Genomic DNA, 24,948 nt, shown 5'->3' with positions numbered 1-24,948 from the left:
CTGATGTAAATTTCATCAAAAATTATCTGGGTCGTTACATATCACAAACGCCTCAAGATTGACTGTCAAGGTGTCGCGTTTCCAGCCCCTTAAGTCGGCGTTTTAAGCACAAATAAATTACACATAAGGATATCGATGGAAGAGCTTCAAGGTGGGCGAGAAGGTCAGATTTTTCGATCAGAAAATAAGATTTATCGACCACGTAGCAAGTGGTCTGAAACAGTACATTGTTTATTGTCACATATTGCTGAAAGTGGCTTTCATGCAGCCCCACAGCCTGATGGTTTCGATGATAAAGGAAATGAAATTTTGTCTTATGTTGACGGTGAGGTTTTCAATGATCCGCTGAAAGGTCATATTGCTACGACTGAAGCCCTGACTTCTGCGGCTAAACTCCTCCGTTTATTTCATGATGTATCCAGTTCGTTTCTATCAAAACATTCGAACGAATCACTAGAGTGGATGCTTCCCAGTCGAGAGCCAATCGAGGTTATCTGTCACGGAGACTATGCGCCTTATAATGTTACGCTGATTGGCTCAGAAACTGTGGGCATGATTGACTTTGATACTGCACATCCCGCACCCAGAATTTGGGATATCGCTTATGCCGTATACTGCTGGGCTCCATTCAAAACTCACGAGTATGATGCAATGGGTGACTTGCAATCTCAGTCTGTACGAGCCAAGCAGTTTTGTGATGCTTATGGTTTACCAGAAAAAGACCGTCTGGTTTTCGTGGATGCAATGATGGACAGAGTACAAGCTTTGGTAGACCATATGTACAATGAAGCCAGTCAGGGTAACCAAGCTTTCATCGAAAATATCAAAGATGGGCATCATTTGGCTTACTTAGCGGATATCCAATATCTCAATAGCCATAAGCAGTATATTACCGACACTTTGGTGGGTGCCCGTGCATGAGCAGGCTTTCCTCGTGCGGCAAAGCTTGATGAGAGGAGTCCATGCCATTGATCATGTGTCATCAATCAGAGGAATTATCTTTTGCCGGAAGTAAAAACAGTCGGTCTATTTTTAATCACCGCTTTCGCCGAAATTGTTGGCTGTTACCTACCATATCTTTATCTGCGTGAGGGGAAATCGGTTTGGTTGCTGCTGCCGGCTGCACTGAGTCTTGCGGTATTCGCTTGGCTGCTGTCTTTACATCCAACCGCTGCAGGCAGAGTTTATGCTGCGTATGGAGGCGTCTATATTTTCATGGCTATTTTATGGTTGTGGGCTGTTGATGGTATTCGCCCAACCACTTGGGATCTTGTGGGTTCTGGTGTGGCACTTTTGGGGATGGCAATTATCATGTTCGCCCCACGGAGCACATAACAAGGCCCGGCTAGCGATGTGTGAACAGACCGCTGCCGGGTGGTGTTCGTTTTCATGGAGGAACGATTGTGGAAATCTGGAAGTTATTACTCTTTATCCCTGCATGTTTTGCGCTCAATATGACACCAGGGCCAAACAACCTGTTATCAATGAACAATGCTCGTTGTTATGGCTTTAAGTCTGCGTTCATTGCTGGCCTTGGCCGGATTTCAGCTTTTACAGTAATGATCGTATTCGCTGCTTCAGGTTTAGCCGTCGTGCTTTACGCATCTGAGACCCTATTTCTCGTGATAAAACTTTTGGGTGCAGCCTACTTGCTGTGGATTGCGTTTCAACTTTGGCGTTCAGAAGCCAGTCCAATGACAGAAATAGAGAACCATCGTAACCATTTAGGCTTAGCGAAACAAGAGTTTGTACTCGCCGCTGGCAACCCCAAGGCCATCTTGATCTTTACTGCGTTTCTCCCACAATTTGTCGATGTTTCCACAAGTGTAAATGGACAGTTTTTTGTTTTGGGTTTAACGTTCTTGGTCTTAGAAATGTGCGCAATCTCTATATACGCCATCCTTGGAATATATGTGAGGCAATGGTTCACAAAACCGCACATGGCGAAGCGTTTTAACAGAGCTTGTGCATCTTTTCTGGCGTTATCTGGTGCTAACCTGTTGTTTATCCGACAGATATGAAGCTAGCCTATTGTTCAAAGGTGAACTGGAACGCGTGTTGCATAATGTCACTGGGCGATAGCGGACAACCAAATTTTCAGTCATGGAGAAGAAATGATCGTAAGGAAAGCGACCAGGCGAGATGCCGGTAAATTGTTAGAACTCATTGCGCTGAAAGCTGAATTTGATCGAAGTATGAAAGGCTTTAACGGTGAAATTTCTACAACGGTAGAAAAAATTGAACTCACGTTATTCGGTGATTATCCATTTGCCCATGCTTTGTTGTTGGAACGGGCGAGTAAAGTTCTGGGTTTTGCTTTATTCCATTATCGGTATTCTTCATTTAGTGGCGAACCTTCTATCTGGCTTGACGATCTTTTCGTGATTGCAGAGCAAAGGTCGAAGGGTTATGGCCGTGAACTGATGCAAGCGATGAAAGCCCAAGCTGAAATAGCACAGGCATCGCACATCGCGTGGACGGCGAGTTCGAATAATGTGAAAGCACACGATTTTTACAAAAATCTAGGTGCTGACGTTGAGCGTATGGTTGGTCAGCGGCCGTACTTTCGTTGGGCAGCGCTCGCCTAGCAAGGCGTTTCAGAGCACTCTCATCACATAACAGCTTCTCGGTTCAGTTGGTTATTGTGTTTCGGGGGGGGGGGGGGATGTTTAGTTTCTTGGAATAACGTTGCCACCTCTGATGCGGTGTTACCTGTCATTTTAGCTTGGGAGATTCAATGGATATTCTCATTGAACAAGAGATCGAATTGCATCAGTACGACATACGTCAAAGTAAAGCGGATATTGATCGTCTAATTCATCCCTGTTTTTTAGAAGTGGGTAAATCAGGAAACAGTTATGATTTTACGTCGATTAAACAATTGATGGCATCAGAAGAGCCTTCTAATACGCGTATTCATTCTCAAAGTTACCAATGCATTCAGCTTGAGCCATCAGTTCAACTTCTGACGTATGAGTCAGCAATGGTGAGTGCCTCAGGTGAAGTTAGTGATTATGCGAAACGTTGTTCTATTTGGGTTTTTACAGGGACTTGTTGGCAACTCAAGTATCACCAGGGAACGCCATGTGCGCCTTTCAAACTATAGAATAACGAATACCATTAGCGTTGAGTATATGTAAACCTCCCCTAATTAGTTACATGCATAATTAGAGTTGCATGAGCTGTGCAAGGGTTCTGTTGCAAAGTTATGCACAGCTACGAACGCTCAAATTTGGCCAAGCAACGTGTTTCAATGCTCTTGCGGGTGGGGGCGTCCTTTGGCGTGCCAATGACGTCCGCAGCTGAGTGCGCTACTGGTGCCAGGCCAGTGCTGCTATAGACGTTAAAAACGACAGCATTATCAGTCGTCATTTCTGGCCAATAGACCCAGCGGTGCTGTTCGCTGTACTTTAGGCCTATGATATGCCCAATTCGATCCGGGTAGACAATATCAATGTCCAGCCAGTCCTTCTCATCCATGGTTGCGGGGTCAATAAAGGCTAGTGGCGCACGCTGGACTGGGCCCACAATCGGGCGCCATATATTGACAATACCGAAACCTGATTCGACCCATTGTGCAGCCTGTTCTTCGCCAAGAACGTCCTTCAGGCGTTTCAGAGCTGAGGTCGCGTTGTAGTCGCCATGAACATGTCTTGCAGGAGGTCTGACGCCCGGTCCATCAACCCGAATGGTATGGTCAAATATCACGACTTCGGAAGCACCTGTCACCTTTTTAATCAAGGCTTCCGATTCGTTGTCATATTGTGCTTTGATGTTTTCAAGTGGTTCAAATGATTCCACTTGAGTAGGTGATACGGTGAACTCTAGCCCGCCATCCTTAAATACGGGAAGTGAGTCTCTAACGTCCTCCAAATGGATGGTAATTGTTTCCAATGGTGGATCAATTCGCTTGCCTGGAATGCCATCAGCGTCAATCAGGATTTGCAAAGGGCTACCGTCATCCAAATGGTAATTCAACTGTGCACGGGCACCTTGTTGCTTATTTCCTGCTGTGTTCTCTGCCATATCATTACCTCGCGTAACTAGCGGACTTGTCTTCTATTTGGGCGATTTCTAAGTCTATTCTCCAATATCGATCTGTATTTAGCGCAATTAAAGAATTACAAAGATTTACTTCATATTTTGGTATTCATGTTAAGAGAAAGGGCGGTCCGACCTCAAATTTGAACATAGTCATAGCGTGTATCACCGGTCGTCGTATAAAAAACTCCTATTGCCATGAGCCGGACTTGTCTCCGGCTCACGTTGCGTTCTAATTACGCTTTCCCTTTCATCGGCTGCGTCCAGAGACCTAGCTGATACTGCTTGACATCTTCGACAAAACCCTCGTGGTAAACGTTGCGAAACTTGTGATCGTCTTGCGGGATGAGATTGACCATGAAGTCGATCATCGGCTGCGGATCGAGCTGAAGGTCTTCTCCTGCTATCTGCGCTTGCATTTCGCGCAGCGGAGCTTCGTCGCTGAAGTTTACGCCTGGCTCAAACCACTGATCGACCGTGTCATACATGCGGTCATTGAAGCCAGTACGGTACGGACCGGGGTTGATGGTCGCAATCTTGACATTGGTGTCTTCCAGCTCATGTCGCATGAGCTGTGCAATGGCCTCGAGCGCGTGTTTTGACGCGACATAGGGCGCAAGATAGGGCAGGATCCAGAAGCCAGCGATCGACGACGTGAAAATGATCTTTCCGCTGTCGCGCTTGACGAAGATGGCTGCAAAGCGCTGCGCCAGTTCTAGGGTGTGGAAGACATTCACCTCGAAGACCTCGCGGATACGATCGACAGGCACCTCCGCTACCGGGCCAGTCTGTCCTGTGGCGGCATTGAGCACCGCGATATCGACCTCTTTGCCATATTTGCGCAGAACCGTATCGTGATCATCGGGCTTGAGATAGTCGAGCTTCTCGACCACAAGATCGACACATGCGGCATCCGCATCGGCGCGCAACTGGGTGACCTGCGGCCAGTTTTCGACGGTGGCAATCACCTTATGACCAGCCTGAGCGAGGCCGATTGCGGTACCCTTACCCAGACCTGTCGCGGCACCGGTTATGAGTATAGTTTTCTTCATTTTCTTCTCCTACAAATTAATGTCGGAACGTACTATTTGTTCTAGATGATTTCCGGAGTTACTTAGCTTCTCACATTTTTCAGTGACCAAGTACAGCCGGACCTTTCAAGTTATAAAACAAAAGGAAACTGTTTGTAATTAGTTTTCTTTTGGTAACCACTGTTTTTTCGATAAATGTACGAACACGTATGTTAAATAAAATCAATCGATTGGGACTTTATATTCCAGAACAATAGGTTTATTAAATAAAAAGTTCTATCTACCCACGAGACCTCGACTTTTTGCTACTAGGGGGTCTCGAAAAGGATATTCGTGTACGTGAAGGGTGATATTATCAGTTGAGGGCCTGGGAATTCGACCCTGACTGTCAGGTAAGTCGAATACTGGTTTGTTGCAAACAGGAGTGCTGAGTTTAAGCTACTGTGTAAGCGAAGAGGCGATGACAGAGCAGGGTGTCTAAGTTGAACACTCGACTATTAATTGGAGGGTTATCAAATTTTCACCACTACTGGAGCACTGGGCGTACCTGAGAAAGAAGCCAGTCTTAACGTCAATCGGAATATTACTACCTGGCGGCAGATAAATATGCTGATTTGATTGATCTTCTCCTACGTTATACGCGAAACAAAAAAGAGAGCGAGAGTTTTCCAAAAGGTAATCGGACTTCATGGATGACTCGAAAAGGTGGTAATTGATAGCTGCCATTCCAACGTGTTAGCACTGCATATTCTTAATGTTGAGCTATGGTTGAGTAGCCTGAAGCTCAACCTCATTGAAGTGGTTCAAGTGAAATACCTGAACTACTTCAATGAATAAAGGCACCGCAAAGTGAAAGGAAAAGGTGAATCAGGCTCTTGGCTTGAATTATAATGAAGGTGCAGCGCTCATTAGTAGTCAGAAACTATAGGTAATGATTAAAAAACAGAAAGTCTCGAGAAGCGTTTAGTTTGACGTACGCATAAAGACCAGCAAACCGACAAGTGAAAATATCATACCAAGCATCCCAATGGTTGAAATGCTTTCATTGAACAGTAGCCATGACTCTATAGCAGTGAAAACAGGCACTAGATAGAAGTACGTGGCTACCTTGGTCGACTCTCCGCTTTCAATCATAAACATCAGCAGAAGAATGGCACAGACCGAGACAACAAATACCAGCCAGCCGAGTCCAAGTACAAAGCTGGCACTCCACAGGACATTCTGCTTCTCAAAGATAAAAGTCAACATCCCCATGATCAGCGTCAACGAAACATACTGGAAGAATACTTGTGTCAGCACATGGCCGTTTCCCCTGAATCTCTTCTGGTAGAGGCTCCCAATAGTCATACCAAGGAGCCCGACAGCTGCCGCCAAAATGGCGCTGAACTCGATAGTGTTGTTTTCTGTATTCGGGTTGAGTACCAAATAAACACCAAGAAAACCAATCGCAATAGCCACCCATTGGATAGCTTTGAATTTTTTTCTATACAGTGACGTAACAATCAATGCAGTGAGTATAGGCTGCATGCCGGTTACCAACGAGACAAAAGCCGCTGGCATTCCTAGGTAGATAGCTTTAAAACAGCCACCAAGAAACATCGCCTGTATCATCAAGCCGGTTGTCATCTGCTTAAGTGCTGTGCTCTTGCTGGGCCAGTCTGCTTTAAACAGCAGAGCCAGTACCGCGAACGCAATACAGGACAATATTCCGCGCAGAAACAGAAGAAAATAGGGCTCGCTGTAAGCCACAGTGTATTTTGCTCCGATAAAACCCGTGCTCCAGAGAAACACAAATATCCAAGGCACTAGCGCAATGATTTTTTTTGCCACTGCGTTTTTTATATCTAGGTCTGCTGTTTTGCTCAATTTCGGCACCTGCTGTTCTGTTGATGACGAATTGGACATACGCCCAGCCCTTACAAGACGTATTATGTCCTTATGGTAACTATGGTCAATCAGTTTACTTTTAGTAACCTAAGAGCTAACTTTATCGAAATCGGTAGAGAGCTGGTTCAGTTGATTAAGGCTTTCATTAAGTTCTATTGCCGAGATCTTTAATTCTTCCGGCATTGTAGCAGCTAACAGGTTGAAACTGTTTAGCAAAGGCGCTCGTTCGCTTTTTCCTTCCAGCCAGTTGGAGGTCTGTTTCAGTCTGGCTTCCAGCAGGGCGAGCGCGGCCTCGCTCTGGGAAAGGTGTTGCTTTGACATATGACGGATGATCAGGGAAAGCCTGTCGGTTTGTATCAACACATGCTTTACACCCTGGAGCAGCATTTGCTGCTTGTGATAAATGATGTCGTGTGCACCTTCTGTACGCATCCAAGTGGGCTCCAGCGCAACCCGGGAAGAGATATCTTCACACTCCGCCATACCGCTGTTTATCTCCGTTCTGCGGTAGGGAGTATCTGCACGGCCGAACCCTTCTCTGGCTAAATTGAGCAGTCTGGACAGCTTGGACAGCAGCAGATCGCTTTCCCGTTCGGGTGAGATCAGAAGGTGCGTGATACCGGCGATAATGATACCGGCGATAATGCCTATTATCCGGTCCCGGACCTCCGTCAGCTCATAAACAGGGCCAAATGCTCCCAGAACGGCCAGGGAGAAGGTAAACATCATCTGAATACCGGCATAGCTTATTCTTTCCGGGCCGGTTGTGATCCAGGAAGAGACAGCCATAACGGGCAGGGTCAGCATCAGAAGACCGAAAACAGAATCCAGTTGCGGCAGGATAAAAACAATCGAGCCCAGCGCTATCAGGCCGCCAATGCAGGCGCCAATCAGACGCAGTGCTATCTTTCGCTGTATGTTGCCCAGTCCCGGCTGGGCAACTATCACGCAGGTCAGCATAATGGTGTGGATTCCTTCCCAATCCGTCATTGCATACAGCAGATAGCTCAGGAATGCACTTAGCAGTGTTTTTAAGGCAAACATAGGGTAGCGCGGATTGCTGAATGCATCAGACACCAGAAAACCGGCTTTGCCCGCCTCTGCTGTTGAATTATGTATTGCCGAACCTTCGTAGTAGCTATGCAGAGTGGTTGCCATGTTTTTTAACGCAGCGTTTTCTCCCGCCTGTTTATCAAAGGTGATCGCAGGAAAGGCGCTGTTTTCCGCTATTGATGCTGAGATAAGCCGGCAGCTTTGTTGCAAGTGACGGGCGAGCTCTCTGTCTGCGGGGTGATTGATGACGGCGGGCAGATGACAGGTGATTGCCCTCAGTTCCGAGATCAAGGAGAGCAGAGCCAGATGCTCCTGCTCCCTGTCCCTGATCGATTGATCACTCATCACGCTGAACCTGAGCAGCTTGTAGAGAGACTGCATCTCCCGGCCTGCTTTGCCGGGATCGTCCGATAAACGCTCCTCGGTCTTTGCCGGCTCAAGCAGGCGAATCACCGCCTCCAGTTGACCCTGCATGGCATGTTTGAATTGCTTTACCGGATCAATCGGCAAAAAAAGCGTATTGATGATCACCGTTACGGCGATGGCGTAACTGACGGCCACCCATACCCAGAGAATGCTTCTGACAAGCAGTTCGGCGTTAGGTGCAATATCAACCAGGCTTTGCGCGTAAATGACAACAATAGCAACAACGAAAAAGATAACTTCCAACTTGCTGGTGCGCATAAGAAACACGCTGCCGAAAAAAACGATGCAAGCTGAGAGAATCCGCAGCAGCGGTGCATTCCAGGTGACCATAATGATCAGCAGTGACAAGGCAATAGCCAGCGTGGCTGCAAGTATAAACAGTGCACCGGTTAACCGGGTCACTACGACGTTGGTCTGGGTTACAAAGAAAACCACCACCAATGAAAGGGCTAACCACGGTACCATAAGAGTCTGGGAAATAAGGATAACGATAGCGCATGCCAATACGGTTCGCAGTACCTGGTTTGCTCTTCCCGGATAGGGCATCAGATCCTGTGCCAGGCGGTGCAAGAAGCCTGTATGTTTGTGCTCAGCTTGGATCTGCATAGTTATTTATCTTCCGCTTTTATATCTCGTTGCACTGTTGCTATTGCTGAAGCACCGATACGGAATAACCAGGGATCAGGATCTTGTATTGCAATTTTGACAGGGAATCGCTGTGAGACATGCACCCAGTTTATACTGCGTTCGACTGACGGCAGACCGTTAACTATGCGGCCACCATCTTTAGGAGCAACGCCATAGCTCATAGATTCAACGACGCCGGTATAATGCTTGCTGGTATCTGCGGTCAGGTACACTCTGGCTGGGGTTCCGTTATGAACACCCTTAAGGTCTGTTTCTCTAAAGTGGGCTATCACGTACCATTGACTGGTATCAATTAGCGTCATTACAGACTGAGCTGGAGAGGCGTACTGACCGACAGTGGTTCTCAGTGAAGCTATCCTTCCGTCAAAAGGGGCATAAACCTCGCTGTATTCAAGGTTGAGCTTGGCTGTCACAATTTGGACTTTTACCTCTGCCTTCTGAGCGACAAGGGCTTTAACGTCGGTTATTGCCGAATTTGCTTGACGAGTCTGAAGACGGGCGGCTTTATAGATAGCTTCGGCGCTATTCTTTGCGCTCAAGGCTTGCTCCAGATCGTCTCTGGATACATAGCCCTTTTTAACCAGAGATAGTTTACGCTGGTATGAGTCTGCCGCCTGAATGTAGCGAGCTTTAGCGCTCTTTTCCTGCGCGGAGACGGCCTCGGCATTAAATTTTTGAGCGTCCACCGAGCGCTGTTGCAGTCTGATCTGCTCATCCAGCGTAGCCAGCTTTGCCTGTGCTGCGGCCAGTGCGTTTTCGTACGGACGAGGATCGACCCTGTACAGCAGATCGCCTTTGCGCACCAGCTGATTATCCTGAACCGGAAGCTCGATAATACGTCCGCTTACCTCAGGAACCACATCTATTGTGTCTGCCCAGGCGTAGGCGTCATCTGTTCTCGGGGCGCTATCAACTCTATCCAGAACCAGCCCCAGAACAAAAACAGTAAGACCGAGCAAAACAAGTGCATAGATTTTTCTTAGTAATGACATTTCTTAATACCGACTTTCTTGATGCTGAATTACTTGAATGTATTGAGTTAATTAGGAAAAAGCAGTAGCCAGACAAGCATTGAGGATATGGCCGTTATGCATGGATAAACGATAGCGACAGGTTTGAGCAGCAGCTTTGCTCTGTTGTTGCTGAGTAAAACATGCAGCAGGCAGGTAATCAGGATGCCTGCTGCAGAACATAGCAACCAATCCGGAAATGAAGCGCCAAACATCACGATTGAGGGCGCGGGAGTACACCCGGCTATAAAAGATACTGCCGAGATCAGTAGCAAATTCCTAGGAGAACCTGCAGTTAAAATATAAGCATTTTTATACATTTCTTTACCTATTATGCTAACAACATAAAACTAGAATCTTGATTCTATTTCTTAAATTATCACCAAACTAGAACTTAATTTCTAGTTTTACTGAGATAAAACTAAAAAAAATATTCAAATTTTGTATAATTGGAAAGTAACAACTTAGATAAGATCTTGATTTAAAAGAGTGCTAAGCAATGAAAAACAAGCAGGGTACTTTGGGAAACCAAAAGCAAGTGCCACACATCGGGCATAGTCCTAGGCAGGACAGAGGACGTAAGCGAGTTGAGCAAATTCTTGAGGCTGCCACCGCAATAATTGTAGATAGTGGAATTGAGCAGCTGACTATTCAAAATTTGTCTAAGGCCTCCCGCACATCAGCGGGTTCGCTCTATCATTTTTTCCCTAATCTTGATGCCGTGATCCAAGCTCTGGCGGAGCGTCACGATAAAAATATCCAGAACATCGTTGAGCACCTTGATGCCACGACAGACAAAGAAGATTGGGTGGAATGGGATGCAGGCTCTTTTATTCAGTCGTTTTTCGGCCCTTATGCCCGGTACCTGAGAGAGAACAGGGATTATCTTCCTGTGCAGCAGCTTAAGGGCTTTGTTTTCGGTGAGACCTATTATATGAGGTTTCTGATGAAAGCAATGCAGCAACGGAATCCCGAATGGACCCAAGACCAGGTCGACCATGAGGTGAATTTTATGCATTCCTTGGCCATAGGTGCGGTACAGCAGGCATTTCATCGTAGAGAGGGTTTTGTCTATGATGTGATGCCTAAGATAATACTGGTGCTGGAACTCTATCTACAGTCCATTGAAGACAAGAAGTTTACTATCGACTAGATTCGGCCGTTGACATTATCAGCCTCATCCAGTAACGGCCTGTTTCAGCAATGTAGTCTTAATCATGCGTTCTTTAGTAAAAGTCAATCAATACGGTTTTGTCGCAAAGTGATGCAGATGTGCATTCGTACTGATTTAGAAATGCCATTAGGCTGCAAACACGTAGAATTCATCCCAAGCAGGTAAACCGTCAGGGTTGTCGATCTGTCCGCTTTTAACCATCGCCCACAATTCTATGCTGACTTATGAGGCCTTTGCGCCTTCATCAGATTTCCAGCCCAGTGCCTGGTTCATTTTTCCTTTCATTCTGCGGTGGCTTTGCTCGACGATATTGTTCAGGTATTTTACTTGAAGGACTTCAATGAGGTTGAGCATCAGGCCACTCTGCCAATGTTCAACATTGATATGATGCGGTACTAACGCGTTGTTATGACTGCCGTCAATTAACACCTTTTCGGGGAATCCATGTTGTCCGATAGCCTTTTGGAAAACTCTCGCTATCTTTTTATTTTGCGTATAACGTAGTAGAAGATTGATCATATCACCATATTTCCCAACGGCTCGGTAATAATATTTCCATTAACCTTTGAAGTTAATATAGATCTCGTCTATCCACCACTAAGAGGTGATAGGTAGATAGACATACTGCTAAAGATAAGAGTATTGCGGAGATCCTAACTCAGCATTCTTTTTAACGACAAAAGCTTATTTAGCCCCTTAAAAAGTAAGTTTAACCATACTTGTACAAGTACAAATTATTGTCGCAATAAGTAATAAGAATAAAGTTTCGTACTCACCTTTATAAATCTAACCAAATTCCGATAGTTGTGGGCGACTGTTTCACTGACATGTTGAGATCCCTGGCAGATTCATGTTTGAACACTCCTTACGTATCAGCCTCATCGTGTGGCCAAAGCAAAGTATTTGCCTGCGACCTATTCACCTTTTTGCATGTTTGCTTCCAACAACGCATTGCCTCGGAAGATCTTGTTTCCTGCTTTCTTGTTTAGGTCAGTTTATAAAAGAAATTTTCATAGTGAGTTGTAGGTGAATGATAGTGGAGTTTATACATTAAATAACAAGATGTTATTGTTTTTCGTTTTAAGCGCTATGTCGTAAAAAGCAAGTGAAAAACACATGGTTACCAAAAGTATACTGGTTGTTTTTTGTTCGTTTTGTATTAGCTTTAAGTTAATAAGATTTTGCCTAGAATGGCTTTGTCATGGAAGTAAGTGTTAAGAATGTGTTGCGTGAAAATGGTGGGCGCTGTACCACTATCGTGATATTAGGCTTGTCATGATTGCTTGAGTCTAAGTTGCAAATTCGGAAAAAACTCCATGGTCATTTTCGTGATTCATTATAGATATTTTGCAGTAAGCATGGTGGCATTTTTTGGCGGGCTAGGAGAAGTTCATGACGAATAGTTTAAGAGACATTTTGACTCAATGGAATGCAAGCCGCGACAATTGTGAGTGGGTTTTATGCACTATCTATGAAATTACTGGATCCAGCTATAGAAAGCCAGGTGCCATGATGATGATATCGGGACGAGGGCAACGTCTTGGATTGCTATCTGGTGGTTGCCTTGAAGCAGACATTCAACTCCATGCTAAAAGAGTGATGTCAGACCAGCGCTCATTGACACTCACTTACGATGCGACCGACGAAGATGATTTGACATTCCAGTTAGGCATAGGTTGTCGCGGCGTAGTTCATATATTGCTACAACCTGTCAGCAAAGAAAATGCCTACTTAGGTCTTAAAGAACTGTTTAATGCTCTTGAGGCTCATCAGCAAGGGCTCTATTACCAGTGTATCAACCCAGAGGATGGTGAAGCACAAGGTTATTTTGAACTCGCTGAGGGGGAAAAAAATGGTCGCTCAACCGTCGAGCAGAGTTGCTTGAACAGGATGGCTATCGCTGGTTGCGAACCCATATCAACCCTGAGCCTCATTTGTTAATTGCAGGCGCTGGTAGTGATGCTGTTCCCGTTTATCAAATGGCAAAAAAACTTGGTTGGAACGTCAGTCTTTGGGACCCACGCCCAGCCAATGCACGCCGTGAATATTTCCAACATGCAGATTTTATCTTACGCGATAGTGCCAAAAGGCTAGCTGAATTTTGTCACACGCAACGAGTTAGCTCAGTGATTTTAATGGCACACAGTGTGGATCTTGACAGTCAAGTGCTTAAAGCTTTGGCACTACTACCTTTGAACTACTTAGGCATGTTAGGGCCCGCGCACAGACGCGCAGAAGTATTTGAAACAAGTGGTATTACGAAAGCAGATATTAAAGCACCTGTATTTGGCCCTGTAGGTTTAAATATCGGTGGAGAGACGCCCGAGAGTATCGCCCTTTCTATGCTGAGTGAAATACATGCAAGCTTGTGTGGTAGAGACGGCCGTTCATTGAGTGAATGGGGAGTAAGCTAAGTGAAGATCACTAAAGTGCTACTAGCAGCAGGACAATCTTCTCGGTTCGGCCAGTGTAAGCTAACTCAGCAACTCGGTGATACGAGCATTGTTAAAAAAGCAGTGCAAATGCTTAACTCCGTCAATAATGAGCCAACGTATGTGATTAGCGGTGCATGGCACCATGAGGTGCATGGAGCACTTGAAGATACTAGCTATGTAGAAGTGATGTACAACAAACAATGGCAAAAAGGGCTAGGTAACAGTATTGCCTTTGCCGCAAAGAAACTTGGCCAGTCTGACCGAGCGCTTCTATTTGTGCTTGCAGATCAAGTTGCTCTTACCAGTGATGACTTGAAAAAGCTGGTATCAGGCTTTAAACGACAACCAACACGTTGGTGTGCGCGTTATAACCAATGTTTAGGCGTACCTGCAATATTCCCACCCGAAGATAACGTATTACTCAGCGCATTAAGCGGCGAGCACGGTGCTAAAAAACTACTACGTGATACTACTGTTAGGACTCAGTTTTTAAGCATGCCACGTGCAACTGTTGACGTAGACACCCTTGACGATCTAGTCAACGCGCGGCGCTTATTGGCCGCAGGCTGTCTTGAATCGAATATAGGGCAATGTGTTTAAAGGAATCGAATATCAACAAGTGCTTCGTTTGAGTCGTCACATTATTTTGGCCGAGATTGAATTTTAAGGTAAGGAACGCCTCCTTAATGCTCATGCAGTTGTCGTGAGGCTAGATTGTCTTGGTTATGCCATCGCGCAGTATTATGCGGCCTCAGGTGCTGTACGGTAGACATCCGTTGATGGTAATGCGCTTTATTTGCGCAGTTGGGCTATCGGTAGGCGAAGCGCCAATTACACCGATGAAGATTTTTTCAGAACTTGGCTAAGTATGTAAATGTTCGAAAGTCGCTTCTGATTGTAGGAATGAAAGAACGCCGCTTTTGGAGTGTGTTCGGGGTGTTCTTTCAATTTCATTTTTAAAAAATGGTTAGGTTATTTTAAGTTGATTTGGCGTTAATTGAAAAATTAATCAAGAGGACAAAGGCATGGTAACGTTTACATTAAACGGTAGTGAGGTGAGCGCAGAAGCAAGCGATGATACGCCATTGCTTTGGGTGATCCGTGATGAAATCGGTCTTAAGGGCACAAAGTTTGGTTGCGGTGTCGCAATGTGTGGTGCTTGTACAGTTCATGTAGATGGCAACGCTGTTCGTTCATGCTCATTCCCACTTTCAATGGCAGCCGGCAAGCAGATAACGACTATCGAGGGGCTAAACAACGAGCATCCTCTGCAAAAAGCATGGGTAGAGGAACAAGTTCCTCAGTGCGGTTACTGTCAATCTGGACAAATTATGCAAGCAGCGACTTTGTTGGACCGCAATCCTAATCCTTCCGATAAGGATATCGACAACCACATGAGCACGAACTACTGCCGCTGTATGGCCTACAAACGCATTAAAAGTGCGATTAAGCGAGCTGTGTCTGAGTCACAGTCAGCAGTGCAAGTGTTCGACCCAAATGAAAAAGAAGCATAACAGGAGGCGGTGATGAAAAAGTTATTTCAAAAAAAGAAAGAGACTGTTGATTTGAATCGTCGCTCATTCATGGTTGGGAGTGCTAGCGCTGGGCTTATTATGGCTTTTGCACCTACATTGGTTAGCTTTGATTTGTCTGCTGCGGAAGCGGTTTCACAAGAAGCATTTTCACCTACCATTTGGTGGCATATGACACCAAATGGTGACGTAATAATTAATATCGCTAAAGCAGAAATGGGTCAGCATATCGGTACTGCGCTTGCACGTATTGTCGCTGATGAGCTTGAGTGTGATTGGGACAAAGTATCGATTGAATATGTCGATACCGATAAAAAATGGGGCTTTATGGTTACCGGGGGCTCTTGGTCTGTCTTCCAAAGCTTTAAACCTTTGTCTCAAGCAGGTGCTGCAGGACGAATCGCATTGATTGAAGCTGGCGCGAAATTGTTGGGCGTGAAGCCTGGGAGCGCGCGAGCTGAAAAAGGTCGAGTGATTGCTGGCAGCAACTCTGTAACGTACGCCGAAATTGTTCAAAAAGGTAAATTCAACCGTACCTTTAGTGCTGACGAGATCGCGGCGTTGGCAATTAAACCAGCTAATAAACGCCACCTTACAGGACTTAATCAAGACTTTAAAGCACTTGATATTCCGACCAAAACAAATGGTACTGCAGTGTATGGAATCGATGCTGAAGTAGAGGGTATGGTGTATGCACGGCCCGTTATACCACCAACTCGCTACGGTAGTGAAGTAAGGAAGGTTGACGATAGTAAGTCGAAAAAGGTCAATGGTTACCTTGGTTATGAAATTTTAAAAGATCCAAGTGACACATTGCAAGGCTGGGTTGTGGTTTACGCTAAAAACTACCCCGCAGCGATAAAAGCGGTCGACTTGATCAAGGTGGATTATAAAAAAGGTGAAACAGCCAGTGTGTCTGAAGCGGATATTCAAGCAGAAGGTAAACGCTTAGTAAGCAGTGATTCAACAGGCACCTTGTTTGTTGATGAAGGCGATGTTGCAAAAGCACGTATTGAAGCGAAAGAAAGCATTGAAGGGTTATACACCACAGACACTGCAAACCATTTTCAGCTTGAACCTCTTAATGCCGTCGCTGAATTTAAAGGGGATACATGGTATGTCCATACGGGAAATCAATGGCCGTCATTAACACTTCCTGTTTTAGCAAAAGCACTTGAAGTTCCTCAAGAGAAGGTAGTTATTAAACCTTATTACCTGGGGGGAGGTTTTGGGCGTCGCCTCTATGGTGATTGGATTATACCGGCAGTGCTGACAGCGAAAGCCATAGGGCGACCAGTTAAGTTGGTATTCACTCGGGCTGATGACTCCCTATTTGACCAGTCGCGCTCTGCATCCACATCTTTGTTGAAAGCTTCATTCGACAAGGAAGGAAACTTTAGTGGTTTAGAACAAGCGTTTGCAGCAGGTTGGCCGACCAAAACAATGGCTCCAGATTTCATGCCACCAGGTGTCGATGGTAAAGGAAAGGTTGATCCATTTTCAGCCTCTGGGGCTGATCATTGGTACAGCATGGTTAATCACAGAGCTCGAGCTATCAATAATGAATTAGCCCAAAAAACATTTACACCAGGCTGGTTACGAAGTGTAGGACAAGGTTGGATTGTATGGGGATTGGAATCCTTCATCGATGAAATAGCACATAAATTAGGGAAAGATCCAGTTCAATTCCGTCTTGATATGCTGGATGGAAAAGGTAAGCAAGCGGGCAAGGCACCAGAAAGTGTTGGTGGTGCAAAACGCCTTAGGAACACATTAGAAGTATTAGCTAAGAAAGTTGTAAATATCAAACTTGGTAAAGATGAGGGAATTGGCTTTGCTGTTAGTGCTGGCCAAGAGCGGACAATGCCGGCTTGGATTGCGACCGCGGCTCACGTTCATGTGAATCGTCAAACTGGTAAAATCACGCTGAAAAAACTTTACGCAGTGGTTGATGGCGGCTTAATTATTCACCCAAATGGCGCATTAGCACAAATTGAAGGCTCTTTACTTTGGGGGGCAAGTTTGGCTCTGTTTGAATCAAATGCATATCACAATGGTCAGGTCCGCTCGACGAATTTCAATACGTATTTGCCGCTAAGGATGAATGATATGCCTGAGATGGATATTGAGTTTGTAGACAGCGATGAGTTTCCTGTCGGCTTAGGTGAGCCGGGGGTGATAGGTGTTGCACCCGCGGTTAGTAACGCCGTATTTAATGCTGTCGGGGTACGTTTACGCGCATTACCTATGAAACCCAGTCATATAACAAGCGTATTAAGAACATAATGAGGAGAGCAATATGATGGATTCTTTTATGCGCTCGGTATTGATGTCAGGGGTCGTTCTTAGTGTTAGTTTCGGAGCTGATGAACTGAAAGCGGACACAATACCGTATGAGACACCTTTTGATGAATATAGCGCAAACCCAAATCCTGAAACGGCATTTGCCTATTTACATCAGGTTGCGACACATCCGCGTTGTGCTAACTGTCATGGCGTAGAAGAGGAAGGGCTTCACAGACCTACGGTGGGCGATAACCGCGAACTTCACCCTATGAACATCAGCTTCCTGAACAACCTTCACCTTCGAGTAGAAAATGGAGAGTTTATCCAGAGTAGTGCAGGACATGCGGTGAACTGCCGTGGTTGCCACCAGGACACCAATGGTGAAGAGCCTGGAATGCCACCGGGTGCTGCGAACGACTTGATGCCGGGATTCGTTTGGCATATGCCACCAGTTAGGATGAAAATCGAGCGTGACGTGAGTGCGGTCGAATTATGTGAATTGTGGTTAGACCCAGCGAGCAACTCAAATCTTGTCTACCGAGGAGGTCGTAATGACATGAAAACCTTTAAAAAGGAATTTGAGCATCACGTAAAGGATGATCCATTGGTCAGGTGGGCTTGGAATCCTGGGGTGGAACGGTCTCCTGCGCCGGGAAGTCATAGTGAATTTGTAAAAGCAATGTCGATCTGGATAGATGCGGGTGCACCTTGCCCTAAAAGCTAAATCGCATTTTAATATGGTAGCACAGTGAGTGTGCTGCCTTGTATCACCACAATAAACGCAGCCATCATGGTTTTGGAATACCCGGACTCTAAGTCGTGCAAAGTTCCTAATAGAATTGCGCTCGGGAGGGTAAAGATCCATGAAACGTATTCTAGTGCTATGCGCTCATCTGTCTCAGCATCGCTCGGAAGTTAACTAACCATTGGCTAAAGCCACCACAGTCGGTTGAAGGGGTCACTCTGGTAGACCGGTATTCAGAGTACCCAAATTTCAATATTGATATTGAAAGGGAGCAGCGTCGACTGGAAGATCACGATGTTGTGATCTTTATGTTTCCTCTTTATTGGTATTTAACCCCCTCCATTTTGAAAGAATGGCAAGATCTTGTACTAAATAACTGCTCCTAATTCCGCTCCACTTTCAGTAACCCATGGCCTCCATCGGGAAAAGGTGATGCATGATCCATGAAGTAGCGCACCTGCTTTAAGAGTTTCCACATTGTTGTGCATTGATGATTGCGTGTAATGGTTTCATGTAAGGCATGCCATAACTTCTCTATTTTTTCACCCACGGGGAATATAGGGGCTGAAACAGTAAAATGAATTTCGGGTTTTCCTTCAACCAGCTTTGAGTCTTTCGACTCTTGTGAATGATGTAATTATCGACGATGAGGGTGATTGTTTTGGCTCGCCGGTACTGTCGTTTTAGCTGTTCCATCATCGCAATAAACAGTTCAGAGTTCTTGCTGGACTGGGCAACGTATGAAACTTTGCCAGTTTTCGCATGCAGCGCGCCCGTCAGATAATGTTTAGCGTTTTGTCCTGGTGTGGCCACTTTCTTTTGTTGGCCTTTGTGTACCCAGTCTGCTCCTATTTTAGGATTAAAGTGAATGTCTACTTCGTCTTCGTAGAATACGGGATGGTTGATATCACATTGCTCTAAAGTCTGTTGAATCCTGGCAAGTTTCGCTTCTTTATCTGGATCTTTGATATGTAACGTCGGTGCTGCTCTTCGCCATACAATACCGAGCTTAGGAAGCCAGCGGCGAATCGTTGATGCATGCACCTTGAGGCCGAATACTCGGTTGATTTCTATCGCTATCAACTCAGTGCTCCAGCGTGAGCGTTGGTAACCCAGATCTTGAGGGCTGAACTCCAACAGTGCTGTGATTACGGCTGAAATCTGAGCAAAAGGAAGTGTTGACGTTCTTCCTCTGGTTGAGCTTTTTAAACCCTCGATACCACATTCTGTGTACCATTAAACCCATCGATTGATGGACGATCGAGCAGCGGCAAGTATGTTGGAGACAGCTGTAACAGTCAGCCCATCGGCGAGTAACAATTGGCGTTTAAGCGTCTGCAGTGATCTTTGTCTTTGGTCTTGTGGATATTTTTGATAATCCGGCGTCGCTCTGCCCGGTCAAGTAATGTTAAAATCATAGGTCTCGGTATTGTTTTGTGGGTTTGTATGTTTGGCGACTGATCAGATCGCACAAACTCTACCGAGTTCCCTTCATTTTTTGCTTTCCAGTGATCTACATTTAGGAACAGTTATTTAGTTTGAGGGAGGTTTACATAAGTTTTAAGGGCATGGTTAAGGTAAGTAAACTCTATCTGTTATAAGTAAACTCAGAATCGCTCGGTGATCACACAAGTTCGCTGGCAGACATATCTCGCAACTGGACATTTCTTGGTTAGAGTACAAACCCAAATTTGTCCCAATCAAATACTGCTTGTACATATAACCGAGGGTATACTCTAGGTGTCTATCCAACACACAGTAACCACATGGCGAAAGAAACCCGTAACATTCAGTCTGTCGAGCGCACCTTTGCTATTCTCGAGACGCTCTCTATGCATAATCAGCCTCTTTCTCTGCAAGATATTAGTCAACAAGTAGAGTTAAGTAAGACCACAGTTCATGGCCTACTAGCAACTCTACGCTCGCTTGGGTATGTCACAAAGAGCAAACATGGTTACAGTCTAGGTCTACGTTTACGTGAGCTATCTATATCGCTTGAACAAAACGATGAAGCGATTCGTACCCACTTCTCTTCTCTACTCCAACGTATGGCGAGCCTTACCAATAACACCGCTTATCTAGCCGTGATAAGTGGCACACAAGAGTATTTGTATATTGATGCTATAGAACGAAACAATCCATTAACTATACGAAGCCCGCGAGGGCGGCGTGAAGGGCTTACCTCTTCTGCTATTGGTAAAGTGTTCTTAGCATTCGATGACGATCTGCTGCGTGAGCTACGTACAAAAGAACAAATCGATAATCCGCTTGAACGAGAGCTACTAAAAGTGAAACAACAAGGTTTTGCACTTGATTTAGAGCAAGCAGAAGCTAACCTCAATTGCTTAGCAATCCCGTTATACATTGATGGTAGTCTGGCCGCTGTCGCGGGCGTTAGTGGACATGCAAACGAGCTAAATCAACCTCGCCTTGAGCATTTTGCTTCCGTGTTCCTCAATAAGTAACTCAAGATTCGACAATGTCGAATCTTGTTGGATATTCTTCTTCATTATGCACCATTAAGATTAAGGCACTCTACACTTGCCTCATCCAAATAGATGAGGAAGAAAAATGTCAACAGTACTTATTACAGGTTCAAATCGTGGTCTTGGTTTAGAATTCGTTCGTCAGTACCTTGATAAAGGCTGGAAAGTGCTGGCTGCTTGTCGTGATCCGCAACAAGCGAGCGAGTTAATCGAGCTGTCGAATGCAGGTCATGTTGAGCTACTAAAGCTTGATGTGACTTCAGAGAAAGACATCAACGCACTCGATAAAACCCTTGATGGTAGAGCAATTGATCACCTGATCCTAAATGCAGGTGTACTGGGTGACGATTGTGCAAAACTGGGCGAAATGACCCAATCAAAATGGTTAGAAGTTCTGAATATAAACACCGTAGCACCAGCTCTGCTTATTCAGGCGTTAAGAGAAAATGTAGCAGCTAGTGAGCATAAAACCATTGTTGGTATTTCGACTCGAGTTGCAAGTATTGGTGATAACGGTTCAGGTAATATGTACAGCTATCGCACATCAAAAGCGGCGCTTAATCAAATCCTAGTATCGGCGGCGAAAAACTTAGCCGAGCAAGGTGTTAAAACAGTAGCAGTTCACCCTGGTTGGCTACAAACCGATATGGGTGGCAAAGACGCGACATTCACACCTCAAGAAAGTGTTGCTGGAATCATTAATGTTGCTGAATCTATGACGCTAGAAACTTCAGGAAGTTTTCGCGTATTTGATGGTTCTTCGATTGAGTGGTAACCCATAAAGTAAAAAGCTCCACGCGAACAAACATGGGGGCAGAAGTGCTTCGGGGCTGATGAGTTATTGTATACTTTCTATTAATCACTGCATAAACTCAGTCTGGTGTGACAGATCGCTGGTGACAGAAAATGTCCAGAACCGTGCATCTCAGTCCCCGCAAAAGGCGGTGGCTGGTTCCGTTATGGGATATCAAAAGTGATTCGATGGTTAGATTCCGCCCGAAGCACCCAACTCAGTTTTGTCCAGAAACGTGTTACTGATCACCGAGCGATTCTGCCAGCGAACTTGCATAAAGATGCAGGTGAAAGTTATTGATTGAGAATCCCGTCAATGCAAGCTTTTGGGAGAAACCGTTCACCGAATCTTTGCTTCCATTCGCTCGGGCAGTGCCGATAAATCAGGGACAGAATTTATCGGCTTAAATTCAAGTTATCGCGGAAAGGGGCATAAATATGCCAGCCCGTTTGTGCAAGAACCTCTTGAACAATTAGTTATTAGAATTTGTCCAACAGGCTGTTGGACAATTAGACGTGATGGCAGTTGTTGCTGATAATGCAACAACTGAACTATCCCTTTCGCTCAGGCAACTGTTGCAAATATTGAAAAAAATTGCAATCACAATGGATCATTGTTTGGCGGTTCATCTTCTATGGCTTCTATAACATCAGGCTGGATTGCCTTAAATGAAGCACTTAAAAGGCATTTCAAAGATACAGATTATAATATTGTCATACAAAAAAATGAGGTTACTTATATAAAACCAATTTATTCAGATTGCCAATCTGTAACTGCTATCAAGAATCGAAGTGAAATAGATAAACTTGTAAAGAGTATTCATAGGTTCAAAAAATCAAGAATAACAGCATCAAGCGATATTAAAGAAAATGGAATTACTAAGTGTAAGTCATTGAGTACTCACGCAGTTCTGCTTAAATAAAGCTAACTTTCTAAAATACTTCTGTCCAGGGACATTTCTGCATGATTCTGCCTAACAAAGCTTTGTCGCGTATCCGACAATTTTGTTCTAACCAATTCTGACAGAAATACCTTTGTTTCATTTCATGTTTTAGCCCGTAATTTTTAGAGTTTAATAAACCAAATTAACTAAAAAATTACTTGATTTTTTTCACTGTTATTAATAATATTTCCTTGAGGGTATACATTTATTTTGAAATTCCCAATGGTTTTTAAGGGTTTATATCCAACCTTTTGTAAGGTATAATTTTAAGATTGTATAAATATACAGTAAATAAAGTGATAAATCTTCTGTATAATAAACTTTTTTTATATTATATATAATTTCAGTATATCTTAAGTAAATAAGTAAATAAGTAAATAAGGAAAAACAATGAGTTCTAAAATTACGGTTGTTGCTACTTTGGTTGCTAAAGAAAATAAAACAGAAATCTTAAAAAATGCATTATCAGCATTAATAGTACCATCTCGGGAAGAGGACGGTTGTATTCGTTATGATTTGCACCAATCTATCGAGAATCCTGCCAAGTTCACAGTGCTAGAGGAATATCAAAATCAAAGTGCATTGGATTATCACAACAGTCAACCCTATTTGTCTCATTTGATTAATCAGCTGGACACGTTGGCTGAGAACGTAGATATTGCAACATATTTAACCATCTCATAGCTGAAAGTATAAAAAATAGTAGTATTTGACTTCGCACTACCACGAATTTTGGTTCCCAAGATGTTGTGGCAGTGCGTTAAGATTTATTAAGTAATTTAGGTCGGTGATGAGTTATTTTTGTCAACTCAACAATGTGTAGAACGAAGCGACTTAGCTATAACATAATTAGTTTACAGATAGCTAGATTAAGTAACTTTTGGTTATTTAACTTTTAGCTGACCTTAGATAGTTAGCACGTTTTTCCCTATTGTTTTTTTCAAGCCATTGGCAACCTATTAATATTTAGAACCCATTTACTTATTTATTTTCAAGTTAGTGAGTATTTTAAAATATATTTGTATTGGAAAGTAGGGAGAAGATTATGCCAACGATAATCTATTCAAATAAAACACTAATATTTCTATCTTTACCCAAGGTACTTATTCACCGAGAACTGATGAGACTATAGCTAAGTTGTTTGACCTGTAAATCTCCCCTAATTAGTTACATGCATAATTAGAGTTTTCAGCCTGAGAATGTCGTGCCAGATACTCCCAAGGCGTCAGATCATTCAGTGAATCATGAGGCCGCTCTTCGTTATATTCACGTACCCAGTTTTCTGTTAATTCTCGAACCTCGGTCAGTGATTTGAACACATAAATGTTCAGGATTTCATCGCGATATGTGCGATTGAAGCCCTCAACATATGAGTTCTGAGTTGGTGTTCCTGGCTGTATAAATTCAAGTTGGATATGGTGTTCTTCAGCCCACTCAGCAAGCACGGTAGAAATAAACTCGGGGCCATTATCCATACGAAGCTTTTTGGGATAACCTCGCCAGGCAACGACTCGCTCTAATACCCGAATGACTCGTTTGGCCGGTAAGCTGAGGTCAATTTCAATCGCCAATGCTTCGCGATAGAAGTCATCAACGAGATTGAATGTCCTGAAGCGCCGGCCACAGAACAGACTATCGCTCATAAAATCCATAGACCAACAATAATTGGCTGTGGCAGGTACGGATAGTGGCTCAGGGCTGCGTGTTGGCAGACGTTTTTTGCCTCGCCGCCGTTTGTTCAAATTAAGGTCGCAATACAGACGATAGACTCGTTTGTGATTCCACTGATGTCCCCAACGGCGCAGGATTTTGAGCAGCTTACTGAAACCATAAGCGGGGTATTGTTCAACTGCTGCCTGCAGTTTCAGAATAACATGATCATTCCTATTGGTATCCGGCTGATAACGATACACAGAGTCACTGATGCCAACGGCACGACAGGCCATACGAAGGCATACTCCATGCTCTTTCCGGGCATAGTCGACAAGCTCCCGCCTGATCGCTGGCTTTACAGCTTTTTTTCTATGATGTCTTTCAGAATACGTGCATATACCCCTAGTTTAAGGGAGGTTTACAAGACTTTCACGTTAGTTGATTCAGTTCATTCTGAACTAGGGTACTAAAAGTATACTAATTGCAATCAACTTTCAGGTAACTAATATATACTTAAAAGTGATAATGGCGTAGGGGTACTTGTGTATACAATCTATCTTTGCTGTGTAATTATTTATGAGTAACATACTTATCAGCAATGACTGCGAGTCATCGCCTTTCACAGAAGGTAAGCGTGATCTTATCTGATGGATAAGGCGGTCGGTTCAGCTCGTGCAGTGACCATGCACAGTGTGTAGTGGTACGGTGAATTCAATCCAACTGATATGTAGTGCTACTAGGGCGTAGAGCGTAAATCAAATAGCTGTGCTTCAATGACACTCAGTGAAACCGAAGCGACCTAGTT

Annotated in this window: 22 protein-coding genes and 4 pseudogenes; 17 read left to right on the top strand and 9 right to left on the bottom strand. The window is 44.4% G+C overall.

Features of this window, described 5'->3' with window-relative positions:
• The first annotated feature begins 135 nt into the window (after positions 1-135).
• The 5 genes from KDD30_RS20405 (at position 136) to KDD30_RS20385 (ending at position 3,106) form a co-directional block, all read left to right on the top strand.
• On the top strand, positions 136-921 hold the full coding sequence (locus tag KDD30_RS20405; protein WP_211651790.1) for an aminoglycoside phosphotransferase family protein: 786 nt from the start codon (positions 136-138) through the stop codon (positions 919-921).
• 81 nt (positions 922-1,002) lie between these two features.
• The gene (locus KDD30_RS20400) at positions 1,003-1,335 is read left to right on the top strand and encodes a YnfA family protein (RefSeq protein WP_211651789.1); all 333 of its coding nucleotides are present in this window, start codon (positions 1,003-1,005) and stop codon (positions 1,333-1,335) included.
• Between the two features lie 68 nt (positions 1,336-1,403).
• Positions 1,404-2,021, top strand: coding sequence for a LysE family translocator (locus KDD30_RS20395; protein ID WP_211651788.1), 618 nt, complete (start codon positions 1,404-1,406; stop codon positions 2,019-2,021).
• A gap of 93 nt (positions 2,022-2,114) precedes the next feature.
• Positions 2,115-2,588: a GNAT family N-acetyltransferase gene (locus KDD30_RS20390; RefSeq protein WP_211651787.1), complete on the top strand. Its 474-nt coding sequence runs from the start codon at positions 2,115-2,117 to the stop codon at positions 2,586-2,588.
• 149 nt (positions 2,589-2,737) lie between these two features.
• Complete coding sequence (locus KDD30_RS20385; RefSeq protein WP_211651786.1) at positions 2,738-3,106, top strand: DUF4440 domain-containing protein; 369 nt, start codon at positions 2,738-2,740, stop codon at positions 3,104-3,106.
• 110 nt (positions 3,107-3,216) lie between these two features.
• Here the strand turns inward: KDD30_RS20385 and KDD30_RS20380 are convergent, their stop codons facing one another.
• From KDD30_RS20380 to KDD30_RS20355, 6 genes are all read right to left on the bottom strand, one after another.
• A complete protein-coding gene (locus KDD30_RS20380) occupies positions 3,217-4,026 on the bottom strand; it encodes a CmcJ/NvfI family oxidoreductase (protein WP_211651785.1) in 810 nt (269 codons plus the stop codon).
• A gap of 251 nt (positions 4,027-4,277) precedes the next feature.
• On the bottom strand, positions 4,278-5,093 hold the full coding sequence (locus KDD30_RS20375; protein ID WP_211651784.1) for an SDR family oxidoreductase: 816 nt from the start codon (positions 5,091-5,093) through the stop codon (positions 4,278-4,280).
• 942 nt (positions 5,094-6,035) lie between these two features.
• Positions 6,036-6,977 (bottom strand): DMT family transporter, encoded by a 942-nt coding sequence (locus KDD30_RS20370; RefSeq protein ID WP_211651783.1) that lies wholly within the window; start codon positions 6,975-6,977, stop codon positions 6,036-6,038.
• A gap of 69 nt (positions 6,978-7,046) precedes the next feature.
• Positions 7,047-9,044, bottom strand: a complete 1,998-nt coding sequence (locus tag KDD30_RS20365) for an FUSC family protein (protein WP_211651782.1) — start codon at positions 9,042-9,044, stop codon at positions 7,047-7,049.
• A gap of 2 nt (positions 9,045-9,046) precedes the next feature.
• Entirely contained in the window at positions 9,047-10,078 is a 1,032-nt protein-coding gene (gene mdtN / locus KDD30_RS20360; RefSeq protein WP_211651781.1) for a multidrug transporter subunit MdtN, read from the bottom strand.
• Between the two features lie 47 nt (positions 10,079-10,125).
• The gene (locus tag KDD30_RS20355; RefSeq protein WP_211651780.1) at positions 10,126-10,416 is read right to left on the bottom strand and encodes a YtcA family lipoprotein; all 291 of its coding nucleotides are present in this window, start codon (positions 10,414-10,416) and stop codon (positions 10,126-10,128) included.
• 179 nt (positions 10,417-10,595) lie between these two features.
• On the opposite strand from KDD30_RS20355, the gene KDD30_RS20350 reads away from it, so the two are divergent.
• Positions 10,596-11,249, top strand: coding sequence for a TetR/AcrR family transcriptional regulator (locus KDD30_RS20350; protein ID WP_211651779.1), 654 nt, complete (start codon positions 10,596-10,598; stop codon positions 11,247-11,249).
• A 243-nt stretch (positions 11,250-11,492) separates the two neighbouring features.
• On the opposite strand, the pseudogene KDD30_RS20345 reads toward KDD30_RS20350, so the two are convergent.
• Positions 11,493-11,816, bottom strand: a pseudogene (locus tag KDD30_RS20345) (DDE-type integrase/transposase/recombinase); the annotation flags it as partial.
• Positions 11,817-12,662: 846 nt separating this feature from the next.
• Between KDD30_RS20345 and KDD30_RS24630 the strand changes: the two are divergent.
• The 7 genes and pseudogenes from KDD30_RS24630 to KDD30_RS20315 form a co-directional block, all read left to right on the top strand.
• Positions 12,663-13,211: an XdhC family protein gene (locus tag KDD30_RS24630; RefSeq protein ID WP_249199441.1), complete on the top strand. Its 549-nt coding sequence runs from the start codon at positions 12,663-12,665 to the stop codon at positions 13,209-13,211.
• Entirely contained in the window at positions 13,205-13,684 is a 480-nt protein-coding gene (locus KDD30_RS24625; RefSeq protein WP_249199440.1) for an XdhC family protein, read from the top strand. The genes KDD30_RS24630 and KDD30_RS24625 overlap by 7 nt, the downstream gene beginning before the upstream one ends.
• The gene (locus KDD30_RS20335; RefSeq protein WP_211651777.1) at positions 13,685-14,305 is read left to right on the top strand and encodes a nucleotidyltransferase family protein; all 621 of its coding nucleotides are present in this window, start codon (positions 13,685-13,687) and stop codon (positions 14,303-14,305) included. It begins immediately after the preceding gene.
• 425 nt (positions 14,306-14,730) lie between these two features.
• Positions 14,731-15,219, top strand: coding sequence for a (2Fe-2S)-binding protein (locus KDD30_RS20330; RefSeq protein WP_211651776.1), 489 nt, complete (start codon positions 14,731-14,733; stop codon positions 15,217-15,219).
• A 12-nt stretch (positions 15,220-15,231) separates the two neighbouring features.
• A complete protein-coding gene (locus tag KDD30_RS20325) occupies positions 15,232-17,523 on the top strand; it encodes a xanthine dehydrogenase family protein molybdopterin-binding subunit (RefSeq protein ID WP_211651775.1) in 2,292 nt (763 codons plus the stop codon).
• 13 nt (positions 17,524-17,536) lie between these two features.
• Complete coding sequence (locus KDD30_RS20320; protein ID WP_211651774.1) at positions 17,537-18,247, top strand: hypothetical protein; 711 nt, start codon at positions 17,537-17,539, stop codon at positions 18,245-18,247.
• 139 nt (positions 18,248-18,386) lie between these two features.
• A pseudogene (locus tag KDD30_RS20315) lies at positions 18,387-18,639 on the top strand (NAD(P)H-dependent oxidoreductase); the annotation flags it as partial.
• Positions 18,640-18,650: 11 nt separating this feature from the next.
• Here KDD30_RS20315 and KDD30_RS20310 read toward each other — a convergent pair.
• Positions 18,651-19,686: pseudogene (locus tag KDD30_RS20310) on the bottom strand (IS630 family transposase).
• Between the two features lie 348 nt (positions 19,687-20,034).
• Between KDD30_RS20310 and KDD30_RS20305 the strand changes: the two are divergent.
• The 4 genes from KDD30_RS20305 (at position 20,035) to KDD30_RS20290 (ending at position 23,174) form a co-directional block, all read left to right on the top strand.
• On the top strand, positions 20,035-20,733 hold the full coding sequence (locus KDD30_RS20305) for an IclR family transcriptional regulator (protein ID WP_211651773.1): 699 nt from the start codon (positions 20,035-20,037) through the stop codon (positions 20,731-20,733).
• Positions 20,734-20,839: 106 nt separating this feature from the next.
• The gene (locus KDD30_RS20300; RefSeq protein ID WP_211651772.1) at positions 20,840-21,529 is read left to right on the top strand and encodes an SDR family oxidoreductase; all 690 of its coding nucleotides are present in this window, start codon (positions 20,840-20,842) and stop codon (positions 21,527-21,529) included.
• Between the two features lie 631 nt (positions 21,530-22,160).
• Positions 22,161-22,469 carry a YiiD C-terminal domain-containing protein gene (locus tag KDD30_RS20295; protein ID WP_249199439.1) on the top strand — a complete coding sequence of 103 codons (309 nt, stop codon included), beginning with the start codon at positions 22,161-22,163 and terminating at the stop codon, positions 22,467-22,469.
• 411 nt (positions 22,470-22,880) lie between these two features.
• A complete protein-coding gene (locus KDD30_RS20290; RefSeq protein ID WP_211651771.1) occupies positions 22,881-23,174 on the top strand; it encodes a putative quinol monooxygenase in 294 nt (97 codons plus the stop codon).
• Positions 23,175-23,653: 479 nt separating this feature from the next.
• On the opposite strand, the pseudogene KDD30_RS20285 reads toward KDD30_RS20290, so the two are convergent.
• A pseudogene (locus KDD30_RS20285) lies at positions 23,654-24,549 on the bottom strand (IS3 family transposase); the annotation flags it as partial.
• Positions 24,550-24,948 lie beyond the last annotated feature (399 nt).

Source organism: Photobacterium sp. GJ3, assembly GCF_018199995.1.
In the GTDB taxonomy this organism is placed as follows: domain Bacteria; phylum Pseudomonadota; class Gammaproteobacteria; order Enterobacterales; family Vibrionaceae; genus Photobacterium.
Note: the sequence above shows the minus strand (reverse complement) of the source record. Positions and strands in the feature narration are given on the sequence as shown.